This window comes from Dyadobacter sp. BE31 (assembly GCF_031457695.1).
Classification (GTDB): Bacteria; Bacteroidota; Bacteroidia; order Cytophagales; family Spirosomataceae; genus Dyadobacter.
In genome coordinates this window covers 204,229-220,882 of record NZ_JAVDXA010000004.1, presented here as the reverse complement: position 1 = coordinate 220,882, position 16,654 = coordinate 204,229, and the positions used below count along the sequence as shown (strand labels likewise).

General features: G+C 51.5%; 9 protein-coding genes. 6 read left to right on the top strand and 3 right to left on the bottom strand.

Annotation, left to right across the window (positions count from 1 at the left end):
• Positions 1-73: 73 nt before the first annotated feature.
• The 4 genes from J2Y43_RS21580 (at position 74) to J2Y43_RS21565 (ending at position 7,956) form a co-directional block, all read left to right on the top strand.
• Positions 74-3,571 (top strand): TonB-dependent receptor, encoded by a 3,498-nt coding sequence (locus J2Y43_RS21580; RefSeq protein ID WP_309987585.1) that lies wholly within the window; start codon positions 74-76, stop codon positions 3,569-3,571.
• A gap of 12 nt (positions 3,572-3,583) precedes the next feature.
• Positions 3,584-5,266, top strand: a complete 1,683-nt coding sequence (locus J2Y43_RS21575) for a RagB/SusD family nutrient uptake outer membrane protein (protein WP_309987588.1) — start codon at positions 3,584-3,586, stop codon at positions 5,264-5,266.
• 17 nt (positions 5,267-5,283) lie between these two features.
• Complete coding sequence (locus J2Y43_RS21570; protein ID WP_310226614.1) at positions 5,284-6,447, top strand: glycan-binding surface protein; 1,164 nt, start codon at positions 5,284-5,286, stop codon at positions 6,445-6,447.
• A 204-nt stretch (positions 6,448-6,651) separates the two neighbouring features.
• The gene (locus J2Y43_RS21565; RefSeq protein WP_309987593.1) at positions 6,652-7,956 is read left to right on the top strand and encodes an aminotransferase class V-fold PLP-dependent enzyme; all 1,305 of its coding nucleotides are present in this window, start codon (positions 6,652-6,654) and stop codon (positions 7,954-7,956) included.
• Between the two features lie 40 nt (positions 7,957-7,996).
• Here the strand turns inward: J2Y43_RS21565 and J2Y43_RS21560 are convergent, their stop codons facing one another.
• Positions 7,997-8,626: a response regulator transcription factor gene (locus J2Y43_RS21560; RefSeq protein ID WP_309987596.1), complete on the bottom strand. Its 630-nt coding sequence runs from the start codon at positions 8,624-8,626 to the stop codon at positions 7,997-7,999.
• 485 nt (positions 8,627-9,111) lie between these two features.
• Between J2Y43_RS21560 and J2Y43_RS21555 the strand changes: the two genes are divergently transcribed.
• A complete protein-coding gene (locus tag J2Y43_RS21555) occupies positions 9,112-12,153 on the top strand; it encodes an ATP-binding protein (RefSeq protein WP_309987599.1) in 3,042 nt (1,013 codons plus the stop codon).
• Here the strand turns inward: J2Y43_RS21555 and J2Y43_RS21550 are convergent.
• The gene (locus J2Y43_RS21550) at positions 12,140-12,775 is read right to left on the bottom strand and encodes a response regulator transcription factor (protein WP_309987602.1); all 636 of its coding nucleotides are present in this window, start codon (positions 12,773-12,775) and stop codon (positions 12,140-12,142) included. The two genes, J2Y43_RS21555 and J2Y43_RS21550, sit on opposite strands and share 14 nt — an antisense overlap.
• A gap of 292 nt (positions 12,776-13,067) precedes the next feature.
• Here J2Y43_RS21550 and J2Y43_RS21545 point away from each other — a divergent pair, with 292 nt between their 5' ends.
• Positions 13,068-14,078 carry an AraC family transcriptional regulator ligand-binding domain-containing protein gene (locus J2Y43_RS21545; protein ID WP_309987606.1) on the top strand — a complete coding sequence of 337 codons (1,011 nt, stop codon included), beginning with the start codon at positions 13,068-13,070 and terminating at the stop codon, positions 14,076-14,078.
• A 160-nt stretch (positions 14,079-14,238) separates the two neighbouring features.
• Here J2Y43_RS21545 and J2Y43_RS21540 read toward each other — a convergent pair whose 3' ends face one another.
• On the bottom strand, positions 14,239-16,485 hold the full coding sequence (locus tag J2Y43_RS21540; RefSeq protein WP_309987612.1) for a GH92 family glycosyl hydrolase: 2,247 nt from the start codon (positions 16,483-16,485) through the stop codon (positions 14,239-14,241).
• Positions 16,486-16,654 lie beyond the last annotated feature (169 nt).

Here is a 16,654-nt window from a genome sequence, read left to right as displayed (position 1 = left end):
CCCTACGCTCATGCGGATGAGACGGGAAAATATTGCCTTGTTTTTTCAATACGGAATCAAATTGAAACTGAATATGCCCGGAAATCTACATTTCAAAACTTTTGTGTGGGATATCATGAAACTATCCTTTTTACAGTTGTGCATAATCGTCGTCTTTTCTCATGCGACGTTTAGTCATTACCGTTTACTTGGGCAGGATCTGCTGGAAAGAAGAATAACGCTCAAAATGGAGGATAAGAGCCTCAAAAGTGTACTCTTGTCTATCGAACGGAACTCTGAAGTAAAATTTATTTACAACCCGGCCGAGATACGGTCGTCGACGCGCGTCACGTTTCAGGCGTCGAACGAGCCGTTGGCGGAAGCGCTGGTGAGGCTGTTCAGGCCGCTCTCCATTCGCTACGAGGTGGCGGGAAAGCAGGTAATGCTTTTCAGGGCGGAAAAGAGCTCGTCGGTGCCGTTGCCCGAAGCGGAACCGAAAGAGAATAACAGCGAAGTACTAGCTTCGATCAAAGGAAGAGTGACTGACGAGAAAGGCGAGGGCCTGCCGGGCGTAAGTGTGGTGGTGAAAGGGACTTCCCGAGGCACCACCACTAACTCGGCGGGGCAATATGAGCTGGAACTGGGGCAAGGAGAGAACACGCTGATATTCTCTTTTGTGGGGTATCTCTCGCAGGAAATCCAGGCAGGTGCACGGTCGGAACTGAACGTGGCCATGAAAGTGGATACCAAGGCACTGGACGAAGTAGTGGTGGTAGGGTACGGCGAAATGAAGCGGGCCGATCTTACGACCGCCCAGACTTCCGTTTCATCCAAAGACATTGCACGGACCACCAACACGACGTTGGAGCAAGCGATCCAGGGCCGTGCGGCGGGGGTTTACATTACGCAGAACTCCGGGCAACCGGGCGGCGGTATTTCAGTGAATATCCGCGGGATTAATTCGATCAGCGGCAGTAATGAGCCGCTGTACGTGGTGGATGGCGTGCAAATTCAGGGACAATCGGTGTCATTCGGGGCGCAAAGCTCCTCCAACCCCCTGGCCGGCCTTAACCCGGCTGATATCGAATCGGTGGAGGTGCTGCAAGGCCCCTCCGCCACGGCAATTTACGGCTCGCGCGCGACGAACGGAGTGCTGCTGATTACGACCAAAAGGGGGAAGTCGGGCGATACCAAAATTGCGTATGGTTATCAATTCAGCCTCCAAACACCTCCCAAACCGTTGAAAGTAATGGATTTGCAGCAGTATGCACAAATGGTGGGCGAATACCACCAGCTGGCAGGTGGCGAAACGCCGGAGGAATTCCTCGACCCTTCGTTACTCGGGAAAGGCACCGACTGGCAAAAGGAGCTTTTCAAAAATGCACCTATGCACAAGCACCAGCTGAGCCTCAGCGGCGGTAACGACCGTACAACCTATTATTTGTCCGGCGAATACCTGAAACAGGACGGCGTCGCATTGGGCTCCGGGTTTAACCGGTACGCGTTCCGGCTCAACCTGGATAACAAACCCCGCGAATGGGCGAGCATCGGGGCGAATCTCAGCTTTAACCAAACCAACGACAACCTGACTACGAGCCAGGAAAACATCATCTCGAACGCATTGCAGCTCACGCCCCAGGTGCCTGTGAAGAACGTGGATGGTAGCTGGGGTGGCGGTGATGAAAACAACGGAGCGAATATTTTCGCACCGGTCAATCCCATTGCAATTGCCAACCTGACGACCAACAAGCTGGTCAGGAGGCAACTGCTGGGCGGGCTTAACATCGGTGTGCGGATCGCAAAAGGCCTGCAATTCAAGACTTCATTCAACACCAACCTGGGTTTTTCAAATTCGTCCTACTACATCCCGACCTATAAGATCGGCTGGGCGCAGAATGTGACGGCTTCCTATACCAATGGCTCGGGCGTGAATACCTACTGGAACTGGAACCAACTGTTGGAGTACAACAGGCAGTTTGGCAGACACAATGTGAATGTCATGCTTAGCCACGAAGCGCAGGAATCGAGCTGGAAGAACCTGGGGGGAGGGCGTACGGGCTTTCTTACCAACGATATTCTCGACCTCGCGGCGGGCGATGCGCTTACGGCGAGTAATTCGGGCGGATCGGGTGAATGGGCGATGGAATCGTACCTTGGAAGGCTGAGCTACAACTTCGCGGACCGGTACATTATGATGGGTACTATCCGGCGCGATGGTTCGGCCAATTTTGGCGCCGACAACAAATGGGGCTTCTTTCCATCGGTATCGGCGGCGTGGCGCGTTTCGCAAGAGCCCTTCTTTCATGTGCCGGCCATCAGCGAGCTGAAATTGCGCTTTGAAACGGGTATTACCGGCAACCAGGGCAGCGGTGGCATTTATTCGCCTATGGGCACCGGCACGACGCCTACTACCACCGGCTTCCTGCCTACAAAATACGCCAACGACGGCCTGAAATGGGAAGAAACTAAAACGAACAACTTCGGGATTAATCTGGCATTGTTTCAAAACCGCATTCAGTTTGAATTCGATTATTATATCAAAAATACAGACAACCTGCTGATGGAAAAGCCGTTGCCGTGGTACATGGGTACCAACGGTGTAGGCGCAGTGGGATCTCCGACGGTTAATATCGGTGCGTTGCAGAACAAAGGCTGGGGATTTACGATCAATACGGTTAATGTCAACCGCGGCGGGTTTAAATGGGAATCCAATCTGAACATATCGGGTTTTAAAACGAAGATCAAATCATTTTACTCCGATGCGGCGTTTGTGGACCGGACGTCGTGGTGGCTGGCCGACTGGACCCAACGTTCGGAAGTGGGCAAAGCGCCATGGCTGTTCCGCGGCTACATCGAGGAAGGATTGTTCCAGTCGGTGGAGGAAATTGAAAAGAGCGCATTACCAGTGGATAATAACGGCGTGAAGCTGCCTATCAGCGAAAACAATATCTGGGTGGGGGATGTGAAGTTCAAGGATGTCAACGGCGACGGCATTATCAACGAGAAAGATCAGACGGTGATCGGTAATCCTTGGCCCAAGCTGTTTGCGGGTTTTACCAACACATTTTCCTATAAAGGTTTCGACCTGAGTATTTTACTGACCAGCACCTACGGCAATGATGTGTACAACTTCCTGGGCAAGCTGAACACCAACGCGAGCAATATCAACCTGAGCCGTAATCTGCTCGTGCATGCGATGGATTATGCCAAACCGCTCAAAAACGCCGACGGAACCGTCACGCTCTCGAACCCGGGCACCGACGTGGCCCGCATTTCGAACGGCCCGAACGGCAATTTCGCACGCCATACCGATAAATGGGTGGAGGATGGGTCGTTTATCCGGCTGAAAAACATTTCGCTCACCTACAATCTGCCGGTATCACTGGTATCCCGCCAGAAAATCATCCGGGGAGCGAGGGTATCGGTAGGCGCCCAGAACGTCGCCACACTGACAGGCTACTCAGGTTTCGATCCGGAAGTGGGCGCTTATGTTTCGAGGGATGCCAGCGCTGCGAACCAGGCGGTAGGCCTCGACTATGGCCGCTATCCGCTGACGCCCGTTTACACATTCAGTTTAGGATTGGATTTCTAAAACAGCCGAAAAATGAAATACGCGAAAAACATTTACACGAAGCTGATCGCGCTGCTTCCATTCGCATTGCTGGGCGCCTGTTCGGAAGATTTTCTCGAACGGCCGCCCAAAGATGCCATTGTGGATGCCGGTTTTTACCAGACCGACGACCAGGTGCTGGCGAGCACCTCATTGCTGTACAGCAAGGTATGGTTCGATTACAACGATAAGGCGTCGTATAACCTTGGTGATTTTCGTGCCGGTACCGCGTTTTCGGCATGGAACGACAGGGGAAATGTGCTTTTCAACACCACAGGGAACACGCCTGAAAATGGTTCGGCGTGGCGGTCGTTTTTCATCGTGGTAGGCCAGTCGAACCTGGCTATTCAAAACATTCAGAAATATGCCGGGGCGTCGGTGTCAGAGGTTGTCAAAAAGCACGCTATTGCCGAGGCGCGGTTCATGCGGGCATTGGCCTACCGGTTCCTGGTGATGAACTGGGGCGCTGTGCCGGTGATCGAGAACAATCTCACACTGCTTTCGGATACGACCGTGCAGCGCAACACGCCCAAGAGTGTGTGGAAATTTGTTACAACCGAAATGCGCCAGATTGCAGAGGATCTGCCAGAAAAGCCGATGCGGGTCGGGCGGCTTACCAGATGGTCGGCGGAAGGGATGCTGGCCCGGTTTTACCTCGCACGTGCGGGCGTGGAAGCGAATGCGTCGGGCCAGCGCAACCAGGTATTCCTGGACAGCGCAAAGTATTACGCCGATCGCGTGATAACCCTCAGCGGGGCATCGCTGCTGCCGAAGTACGAAAGCCTGTTCCGGTATCCTTACGATAACAATGCGGAATCACTATTCTCACTGCAATGGGTCTATTCGCCGGGCGCGTGGGGTACGCAAAACTCCACACCGGCCTACCTGGCTTACGGGCCCGACATTGCCAATGGCGATGGCTGGGGAGGTGATAAAGGCGCCACCTGGTGGGTGATGCAGCAGTATGAGGGTATTAAAACCGTTTCTGAAACGGTGCTGCAAGGCCGGACGGTCGACCAACGGCTGAAAGCGACGTTCATGCTGCCGGGCGCGAGCTATCCGGAGATTACCCAAACGATACCCGGCGGAAGCCAGAAACTGGTTTTTCCGTTCGTGGGAACCGATAATAATTTTATCGCTATCAAAAAATACATTACCGGTAAAGCCGTGGATGTGGGCGGGCAGGCTGCGCAGCAAAATTACGGGCATGATACCTACATGATGCGCCTGGCCGAGATGTACTTGACCTACGCGGAGGCGGTATTGGGCAATGCTGCTTCTACCACCGACAGCAAGGCATTGCAGTATTTCAATCACGTGCACACCCGCGCCGGACTCTCGCCGGTTACCGGGGCGCTTACTTTTGATCAGATCTTTAAAGAGCGGATCGTCGAGTTTGCCATGGAAGGAATGGCATGGTACGACCTCGTGAGCCTGCATTATTACAATCCAACCAAAGCGTATGCGATCCTGAATGCGCAGGACCGGGGATTTTTCTTTACCAAACCCGACCGTTTTCCCGATCCGACTTCATGGACTTTCACGAAAACGGCCTGGGCCACTGCAGAGCGGAAAATCGATGCGAACAGCGGCAATTTCCTGCTGCCGATTCCGTCGGCAGAGCTCAGCCAGGCACCCAACCTTCAAAAACCGGCGGTCGATTATCAACGTAAATGATTTTGTCAGGCATTTTTATGAATAGACTATTAAAGCTAAAAAACCTTGCGCTGATGGCCACATTGGCACTGATTGGAGCATTCGGTATCTCTTGCCAGAAGGACGATCTTCCGAACAACGGGGAGCCTGTGATCAACTTTATCCGCGTGACGGACCCGGAGGATGCCGATTCGCTGCTTACCGGGGCGGGGCAGGGCAATCTGATCGCTATTGTGGGAGAAAATTTGCAGGATGCGAAGGAAATCTGGTTCAACGACCAGCGCGCCAGCCTGACGCCCACGTACATTACGAGCACGACAATCCTGGTGTCCGTGCCGACGCAGATCCCGGACGAGATCAGTAACAAAATGCGGATCATCTTCTCCAATGGCAAAATCCTGGAACATAGCTTTGAAGTGAAGATCAGCGAGCCGCTGATATCGGCCATGCTGAGCGAATATGTCCCAGCCGGAGGTGTGGCGACGATCCGTGGTGATTTCTTTTACCAGCCGCTTACTGTGACATTTGCGGGCGGGAAGCAGGGCACACTGGTGAATGTGAAAGATCAGGAAATACAGGTGACAGTGCCCGAGGGCGCTCAGCCGGGCCCCGTGACGATCAAAACCAAATTTGGGGAAACGAAGTCGGACCTGTGGTTCCGCGATAACCGCAACATTTTCCTGAGCAGCGATCCGTTTACCGGCTGGTGGAATGCTGCATTTGTGGTATCGAAGCCCGGCGCAGGGGACCCGCCGTCGATTAATGGGAATTACATCCGTGTCAAAAAAGCGATAGGTGGCTGGCAATGGACTGAGGTAGCCGGTGGCCCGCCGGATGCAATGGGGGCTATCAGCAAGAACATTCCTGACTCGGCGATTCTGAAACCCGCCAATTATTTCCTGAAATTTGAGGTGAATACCATGAAGCCCTACAATAACAATGTACTGAAAATTACGGCGGGCCTGGCAAGCGGCTTCAACGATAGCCAATATACCTGGCTGCCGCCTTACGATACCAAAGGGCAATGGCAAACAGTGGTGATACCGTTCGACGAGATCGCCGCCAGCTACGAAAGCGCAGGTTCGAAACTCGCAGTTAGTGCCAAAGGCTACTACACACGCCTGCTTTTCCACGGCGGCGGAGACCTCGATTGCGATATGGCGTTTGACAATTTCAGGATCGTGCCGAAGGGAGGGGAGTGACGACTGTTGACGGCTGACTGCCGACCGCCGACCGCCGACCGCCGACCATAGACCATGGTCCATGGTCGATCGTCTATGGTCTTCCCCCAACGGGACCTGCTTGCGATCCGCAATCGGCGATCCGCAATCGGCGATCAGCCGTCGGTGGTCGGCGGTCGAATACTCCACATTCTGTATCTTGCGTTTCAAGCTAAACCTGAACCCATGAAACGCAGAAAAGTTATTCAAAGCCTTACCACATTGCCATTAATCGGCTCGTTACCGGTTTCCGGAGAGCGGGTTGAACATGTTTCCCGGAAGAAAAAGCGGGATGTTATTGCCGAGCTCGGTATCCGTTCGTTCATCAATGCGGCCGGAACGCTCACTTATATGTCGGGGTGCATTATGCACGACGAGGTCGTGGAAACGATCGAAAACACCTCCCGGCATTTTTGTATGATCGATGAAGTGCAGGACAAGGTAGGAGAGAAGATTGCCAAATTGGTACATTCGGAAGCGGCGATGGTGACGTGCGGTGCTTTTTCCGCAATGACACTCGGCCTCGCGGGTGTGCTCACGGGCCTGGATGTACGCAAGGTGGAACAGCTGCCGCATCTGGAAGGAACCGGTATGAAGTCGGAGGTGATCTGCCAGAAATCCCACAACGAGCGTTACAACCACGCTTTTTTGAACACGGGCTGTACCGTAGTAGAAGTAGAGACGATTGAGGACGTGGAAAAGGCGATCAGTGAAAAAACAGCATTGCTCCATTTCCTGAACATTACAGCTAATGCCGGGCAGATCAAACACGAGGAATGGCTTGCATTAGGCAAAAAACACAATATCCCCACCTCCATCGATATTGCCGCCGATGTGCCGCCTGTTTCCAATCTTTGGAAATTCAATGACATGGGTTTCGATCTCGTGTTCATTTCCGGGGGCAAAGCCATGCGCGGACCGCAAAGCGCCGGGATATTGATGGGGCGGAAGGACATCGTCGCGGCTGCGCGCCTGAATGCGCCCCCGCGTGGGTTCACGGTTGCACGCGGGCACAAGGTTAACAAGGAAGAAATATTGGGCATGTACGTGGCACTCGAGAAGTTCATTTCCGGCGATCACGACCGGGAATGGAAAGATTGGGAAGCACAAATTGCACGCATCGAAAATGCGGTGAAAGACTTGCCCGGCATTACAACCAAAGTGACTATTCCCGAGCTGGGGAACATCACGCCCACGCTGACAATCAGCTGGGATGACAGCATCGTAAAACTGACGGGCCGCGGGCTGCGTGATAAACTGCGGTTCGGTTCGCCATCTATCGAAGCGGGGTTTTCCGGATTGCCGCTGTATTACTACCAGGCAGGTTCCGATTCGATTGACCCCGCTACGGAAGACTCGCTGAAAGGGGCCAACCTCATCCGCATCACAGCGTGGATGTTGCAGCCCGGCGAAGATAAGGTGGTGGCGCGGAGGTTACGGGAGGAGTTGATGGCTGCTGGCCTTCGGCCGACCACCGACGGCCGACTATGATCTGTGTTCAGCGGTCAGCGGTCGGCTGTCAGCCGAAGGCCTATTCCCTCAGCGCGTTCACCTTTTGATAAAGCTCGATAACCGTGTTGACGCCGAGCTTTTCGAAGATCCTCAGTTTGTAGGTACTTACCGAGCTGCCGGTGATATTCAGAAGTGTGGCGATCTCTTTCGTCCACTTGCCTTCCAGCAGCAGGTCCATTACTTCGATTTCACGTTGTGAAAGTGCGGCGAGCGGATTGCTTTGCCGCATTTCAGGCGTGTTACCGTGAAGAAGGAGCCGCTGTACCATTTCGCTCACGTACCGGCCATTCGTGAGTATGGCCGCGATAGCAGTGCGGATTTCCTTTGTGGACGAACTTTTTGAAAGAAAACCATTTGCGCCCGCTTTGAGATAATGCATGGCATACAGCTCTTCGTCGATGTCCGAGAACACCATAATGGTTACGCCGGGTTGCAGCCGGCGGATCTTCGCGATCATTTGAAAGCCTTCTCCATCGGGTATGTTGATGTCGAGAAAGATGAGGTCGAGCCGGCGGGTGGAAACAATGTGAAGGGCATCCGGAAAGTTATCAGTTTCCCAGGAAGCAACCTCAGGTAGTACATCGCGTATAATGAAAAGGGTTGCAAGCCTAACGATGGAATGATTTTCAATAAGCAGTATGTGTTTCATTTACGAAACGGGTCAAAAGGTGTTTCCCAACGGAATCCGAATGCCGTTCCCGTGCGGTAAATTTAAGTGACCGATCGGTTTGTCTGTGTAGCGTTGACGCAAGTTCGGAATAGAATCTTTTCTGTTGCTATTTAATAAAAGCTACACGTAATGTATTGTTAATCAATTAATTGTATGTGAAAATAGAATTAATTTCAATACTTGCAATAATTGTTTAATTTAATTTGGGTTACTTGTGTAGTAGTTTTAATACTACGCTTGTTTACAAAATTTCTGCGTCTATATTTGTTCAATATATTTTTTACGAAATAGTTCGGGAGGTAAAAATCCGCAACCCCGCCGGCTATGCAGACAAGGTTTCCTTTTTTCGGTTTTCTGTGAATAGGCTAGTACTTCCTCTGACTCTCTTTTGCGTATTTCTCTGTTTGGAAAATGCTTTTTCTCAAAAGGGGTATACCCTCAGGCATTTTACGGATGACAACGGCATGCCGCAGAATAGCGTGCGAAGTCTTGCCGCGGATTCAGAAGGCTTTGTCTGGATCGCTACTGAGAATGGGCTGGCACGTTTTGACGGGCAACGGTTTAATGTATTCGATAAATCGTTTGTGGGCACTACCAGCAACCGCTTTTACATGCTGTCGCCGTCGATGAACCCCACGAGGGCCGGTCGACCGGGGCAACAGAAGCCAGGACACGAGATTTATGCGGCAGCAGACTACAACCAGTTTGTGAAGATCGAGCACGGTATCGCGAAGGTCGATTCCCTTTATTATAAAAGTAAAATTCTGACGCTTCCGCATTTCGATAACGGAAGTCCACAAACGCTTATTTCGGCGGGTATCCCCACCTACCTCCGCGATGTCGCCCGCCCGAGCTACTACATTATTCCCGACAGCTACGGAGAAGGGAAGTATTATGTGATTGACAGCGCTTCGGTACAGCTGTACCATGGCGGCCGCAAATTGTATCAAACGGCATTTGCGACGGATTCGTTGCCGTTGTGGTGGAATTACTTTATGCTGGGTGATCAATTGTACTATGCCGGCGAAAGCGGTAAAGTGTTAGGTATCAATGCGCATGGCGTGCGTGCGGTGCATATCGACGGCGATATTCTTCGTGATAACCAATACGATAGTCAGTTCGAGGGTATGAAAGTTTTTTGGAACATTACATCCGATCAGCTCTTTTTTTACCATCACAAAAAGCTGTACGTCGTCAGCGAAGAGCGGAAACGCGGGCTTACGACGCGGCTGGTGCTGGACGGGTATGACCTGGATGAGCAGGTGATCCAGTCGGTGTACCGCGATCCCGCCACGGAAACGATATTTCTCGGCAGCCCATCCAAGGGCCTGTTTGTGCTGACGAAGCATACATTCGAGGCATTGACCTCCACCGAGCCCGATATTGCGAACGTTTATTATGCAACGGTACCTATGGGCGACCGGAGCATACTCACGCCGATGGGCATAGTACTGAGCAAAGATCCGGCTTCAGGCCAGATTACGACCGGAAAAGTGCCGGTCCTGGAAGCATTGTATATGGGCGACAAACGCAGCTTGTTTTACGATAGGCACGGTTTGCTGTGGGTCAAAATGGGTGATTTCCTCTACCAGGTCGATCTGCAAGCCAACCGAGTGTTGTACAAATTGAATTTCCACACGGAAATCAAGCATATTTATCCCGACCAGGATGGGAAAGTCTGGGTCGCGACAGGCACGAAGGGAATTTTCACGTTGGACCCTTCCGAAAAGGACCCGCAGCCGAAGTTGATCAGGGATGTCATTAAAGGAACCTATTTGCAGACTTTCGGAGACGATATGCTCGTGGGCACTACCACGGGGTTGTATGTGTTCAACCGGCATTCGGGCGAAGCGACTCTCATCAAAAGTACGGAGGGGATTTACATCAAAAGTCTTTACGTGGATAAGGCCAACCGGATCTGGATGACTGCCAACGGCGAGGGGTTGCTGATGTACGGGAAGAACAAACTGACCCGTTTCCCGTTGGATAGGAACCGTTACCTGGGAAGCCCGCATTGCATTGTGGACGATGGACACGGGTTTTTCTGGATACCCACGGATAAAGGCCTGTTCCAGATCGCCATGCAGGACCTGCTCGACTACGTGCGGGCACCATTCGACTTGTTTTACCTCTACCATGCCAAAGAGGAGGGTTTCCTCACGAATGAGTTCAATGGGGGATGCCAGCCCTGTGCCTCGACGCTGAAAGACGGTACTATTTCGCTGCCATCGCTCAACGGCTTGATCTGGTTCCGGCCCGATAAGGTGATCAGGAAAGTGCCTTCGGCAGGTATCGTGCTGGACCGGATTCTGGTGAACAGGCAATGGCTCACGAGCCTGGGCGATACACTGGTGCTACCCGCTAACCCGGTGCAGGCCAGGTTTTTCTTCTCGACACCCTATCATGGCGACGCTTATAACCTGAATCTTTCCTACGCGCTTCTGGATGAGGATGAGCCGGTGCAGCCTTCGGACTGGATTCCAATCCAAAGCAACGATTTCAGCATTGTGTTTTCCAACCTGGGCCACGGGAGGCATACGCTGTTGGTGCGCAAGGTGAATGGTTTCGGAAAAGATAATCACACGATCCGGAAGATCTGCGTGATCGTACCGCCGCTCTGGTACCAGACCTGGTGGGCAAAAATATTGCTCGCGCTGGCGGTAGCGGGAGGTTTTTACCTGTACAACAGTTTCCGCCTGCGTAAAATATCGAAGGAAAAAGCGCGGCTCGAAGAAATCGTCGCGAAACGTACCGAAAGCCTGAACCTCGCGCTGCGCGACGTGGAGGAGTCGAAGAACGAAATGAGCCGGCAATTGCATATGTTGTCGAGGCTGCTCGCTTCGATGACGCACGATATTCAATCGCCGCTGAATTACATAATGCTCACGTCAGGCTCTATCCCGGCTATGATCGACAAGGGCGAGCTGGGAGTGGTTTCGGAAATAGGGCAGGTGATTTCCAATTCCTCACGCCGCATGAGCGACCTGTTGCGCGGCTTGCTCGATTACATCAAAGTGCATGTCTACGGCAACAGCATTCAGTTCGAAAATGTGGCGCTCAGGCAGTTGGTTGAAAATAAATATGAACTGTTTAAAACCGCTAGCGAGCAAAAAGGGAATGTTTTTCAGAACGAGGTCCCTGCCGATCTGACGGCCCGTTCCGACGCCCAGATGCTCGCCATTATGGTTCATAATCTGCTCGATAATGCGGTTAAGTTTACGTATAACGGCACGATCAGGGTCACGGCCGCCATGGAAACCGGTTCGGGTGTTGTAATGCACATTTCCAACCCGGGGGCGGGTATTCCGCTTCATGTGATCGACATTATCAACACACCGGACCGCGAAGATACCGACGAAGAAATGCGGCCGCTCGGACGGAAAACGGGACTTGGGCTACTGATTGTCAAGGAGGTGGCGAAACTGATCGACGTAAGGCTGCACGTGAGCAGCGAAGCAGAGCAAACATGCTTTACCCTGCAATTCAATGCGGCTAGAACTGTTTAAGCAACGAAACCTTTTTAGAAAGTTCGATTGAATCGACCACATCCAGCTTGTTGAAAATACGACGTTTGTAAGTGCTTACGGTATTTTCTTTCACATTCATGATCGCTGCGATCTCCTTGGTCCATTTGCCTTCGGTCAGTAGCTGCATTACGCGCATTTCGTTCGGCGAGAGGCTGGTAATAGGGTTCATTACCTTACCGAAATTGTTGTCTTTGATTGTGTTGAGCAGGATTTGCTGCACCTGGTAACTTACATATTTACCTTTGCTCATCACGGCTTTCAATGCCGCCTTGAACTCGTCGTGCGAAGCTTGTTTGGAAAGAAATCCGTTGGCGCCCGCCTTGATGTAGGGTAACGCGTACACCTGCTCGTCGTACCCCGAATGTATCAGGATGATGATATCCGGCTGTTTGCCGCGGATCATGTTCATCATTTTGATATTCTCGCCGCCCGGAATGTCGATGTCCAGGATGAGGAGGTCAAACCGCTCCCGATCGAGTAAAATGAGGCCTTCGGGGAATGTATCACATTGGGTAACAGTGGCTTTTGAATCAGATTCGGAAATGAGAAGTTTCAGCCCCATCCGGATTAGGGGATGGTCTTCGACGATCAATATCTTCATAAACAGTTGATCAAAGGATACGGATATTAGTGGTTAACTCGCAAATCTAAAAATTTATTGATGCTTCGAGTTGTAGAAATGTATCTACGCCTGCAACGTTTTAACTCTATAAATGCACTGTTGTATACTTAGTAAATTTGTGCATTAATTAACGTTGAGTATCATAAATATCCTTCCGGCGCTGTCGGAGGGCTATTTTATTTTGGGGGAAAGCGGGGCCGGGAGCGACAATCGCTTACCATTACACGACACACACTTTCACGTTCAGAACGGGCCGTTTAAATTTACCCTTATGAACGACCAGCAAAAACAATTCGTCCTTGCTTTCATGGCATATGCCGCCCAGCGCGATCTTCCGCTGGAAAAACTCTGCCGCCTCTCGGGTATCGGACTGGAAGCGCTTGCACTCGGCGGGGCTTTCGAAATAGGACCGAAACAGTTCAACGATCTTTGGCTGAATGCCTGCCACCTGAGTAGCGATCCGCTGTTTGGGTTGCATTTGGGCGAGTCGCTGCAACTGGCCGCATTGGGCATGGTGGGTGAAATTATCAAAAGCAGTACGACGGTCGGCCAGGGAGTGGAACACGCCGTGGCCCTCACGCCGCTGATCACCGATTTGTTTGGCATGACAGTCGGGCACGATGCGCATACATTCACGCTTCGCCTGCATCCGAACGAAAGCCACCGCGCGGCTTCACCCTTTGCCTTTGGGCAAATGGCCAGCTTTTTCCTCGTTTTTGCCGTGCACGAGCTGGATGGGCTCATCCTCGCACGCATACGCCCGGAGCGCGTTAGCATGCCTTTTGCCGATGCCGCTGCCCCGGAGCTGGAACGGGTCCTGCGCTGCACCCCCACCCGTTCAGAAGATGATTATGTCATATCTTTTGACCGTAAATATTGGGATATGCCCATCCTCACGGCCAATTACGCTTTGCAGGAAAGTCTTTTGCAGAAAGTGGGCACAGCGGCGTCCGGCACGGCAGGGACTGATTCGTGGCAAAACAAGGTGCAACAGTATTTGTTGAAAAATGCCTATCTCGGCATCGTTTCGCTGGAAGAAATGGCGGCCAATTTCAATGTAAGCCCACGCAGCCTGCAACGAAAACTGAAAGATGAGCAGGTTACCTATCAGGAACTGGCCGATGAGGTACGCAAATCGCTGGCGCTGCATTACCTGGAAAGCGGAGGGTATTATGTGAAAGAAATATCTTACATGCTGGGATATAATGAGTTGAGCGCTTTCTCGCGGGCGTTCAAGCGATGGACGGGCGTGACGCCGGCGGGGTATCGGAGGGTGTCATAGAAGGTTAGTAGTGGTCAGGAGTAGTCATATGTGGTCATGTATGGTCAGGAATAGTCGGGGACAGTTCGGAATAACCATTGAGTTAGCGTAATTATTATTTCCTGACCTACTGACCACACTTGACAATACATGACTACATTTTATCATTATCGTTTCCGTTTCATTCCCCAACTCCCCACGCCTTATTCGGCAGCGGACCCATTTCCAGTTCAAGCGTTCCGCCGTTCACCAGTTCCTCATGCGTGAATGTGGGAACATTCAATGCTTTGCCGTTCATTTTGGCACTTTGAATGTATTTGTTGACCACCGAGCAGTTTTGGGCAATCACCTTAAATTCCTTCCCGTTGGGCAAATTGATGGTCACTTTCTCAAAAACAGGGCTGCCGATTGTGTAAACCGGTAAACCAGGTGTGATCGGGTAGAAGCCCATGGAAGAAAACACGACAAATGCCGTCATGCCGCCCCCGTCTTCATCGCCGGGGATACCGAAGATATTGTCTTTAAACCAGACGTCGAGGAGGAAGCGAATGCGTTTTTGCGTTTTCCAGGGCGCGTCGGTGAAATTATAAAGATAGGGAATGTGGAAACTCGGCTCATTACCCATTGAATACTGTCCTACCAGGCCGGTCGCGTCCGGGAATTTGGCCCAGAATTCGTATTTGCTGCGTCCCAATCCTTCGCGGTAAAGCTGATCGAGGCTGCTTTCGAATTTCTTTTTGCCGCCCATTAAGCCAATAAGTCCTTTCACATCGTGCTGTACCTGCCATTTGTAAGTCCAGCCGTTGTTTTCATCATAAAAATCGCGGCCGCCCATTCCGCCGTCGAATTTCGGATCGATGGCAATCCATTTGCCCTGGCTGTCTTTGGGGATGAACATTTGCTTTTCTTCATTCCAAAGATTTTTGTAGTTGGTTGCGCGGGCATCGAATTTCTGGAAATCAGCATTTTTTCCGAGATCTTTGGCCAGTTGTCCCACGGCCCAGTCGTCGTAACTACCGCCCAGGGTAACCGCTACTGCCTGACGTTTTTCAAATCCATCGACCAGTTTTACGGTCTCTTTTTCGCCGGGAGTAAGGGCGGGGAAGAAGCCTTTAGAATGATAAATGTCGTCCAGTTCGCATTTAGGGCCATTTCGCCACGGAAGCATGGTCGCCTGCTCGGCATTCTTCTTCATGCCCTCGTAAGCTTTGGCAATATCGAAGTTCTTAAGGCCTTTGCGGTAGCCGTCGAGCAAGGTTACCGAGGAATGAAAGCCGTTCATACATGCGTGATCGCCGAAAAGCACCGGAAATGTGGGCATCCAGCCGCTTTGCTCGTACATATGCACAAATGATTGCAGCATATCTTCCTCTTGCGCGGGATTCAGGATCACACGGAGCGGGTGGTGCGCGAGGTAAGTGTCCCAGGTCCAGTCGTCTACATAAAACGGCCGGTTGCTGGTGTGTACCTTTTTGTCATAACCGCTGTAATACTGATTGTCTTCCGAAATATTCACCATGCGCTCGTAGGTGCGGTAAAGCGATGAATAGAAACTCCGCTTCTGCGCCTCGGTACCCCCTTCCACGCGGATTTGGCCGATTGTTTTTGCCCAAACCTGTTCACCCGCTTTTTTCAGGTCTTCGAATCCGGTGTTTTTTACTTCGGTTTCAAAGTTTTTTTTCGCTTGTTCGGCGCTTACAAACGAAATCGCGTAACGAAATTCGATTGCGGAAGCACTATCCGGGAATGTAATGTAGGCTTTGGCCCTTTTCCCTTTTGCTTCGTCGCCGGATACTACATTTTCACCATTAAGAGAACCTGTTTTACCCGCCTCGCTGAACGTGCCATACAGGTAAACGGGGATATCATCATGGTATATCTCGCGGGCCATGATCTCTTTTCCGCCAGTGAATTTCCAGCTGCCTTCCCCATTGTTGTACTGGTCGAAAAGAATGCTTTTCCGGCCATTCTTCGGAAATTCAAAGCGATAAATGCCAGCCTTTTTGCCAGGGACAAATTCTACTTTTACTTCGTCGTCAATCAGATAAGTGGAGTAATAATAGGGCCGGAGCACTTCAAGGTCGTGATCGTAAGCCATTTTGTGCTTCCAGGAGGCCGCGCTTACCGGCTGAATACTCGGCTGCAACGCAAATGCCTGACCTAGCCGGTGCGATACGATGATGGCCGGAAAGCTCGAAATCTGATCGTCGAGGTAATCCTGGCGGACGGGGAACATCCGCATCATCTGGTTTGGCAGCTGCACGGTGGGCCGGGTAGGTTCCAGGAGCTGGCCTACGTTTCCAACGCGCAGGTCTACGTATTGCAGGTTGTCTTTTTCAGGACTTTTTTGTGCGGGACTGGTTAAAGAATGCAAGCAAAAAGCAAGTATGAACGAGGAATTAGTCAGTTTTTTAAAGGGTTGAATCATGCTTAATCAAATTTTAATGACAGTTTCGGTGCTTCTGTTTTGGTTGGTTATGGTTTTAAAAAGTATAGATAACAGCTTATTCGGGGTTTTCCTGAAAAAACAGGCCCTGTTTGGCGGGTTATTAAAAACCCTGGTTATTGTTTAACTTTAAATTGATATCGTGCAAGTG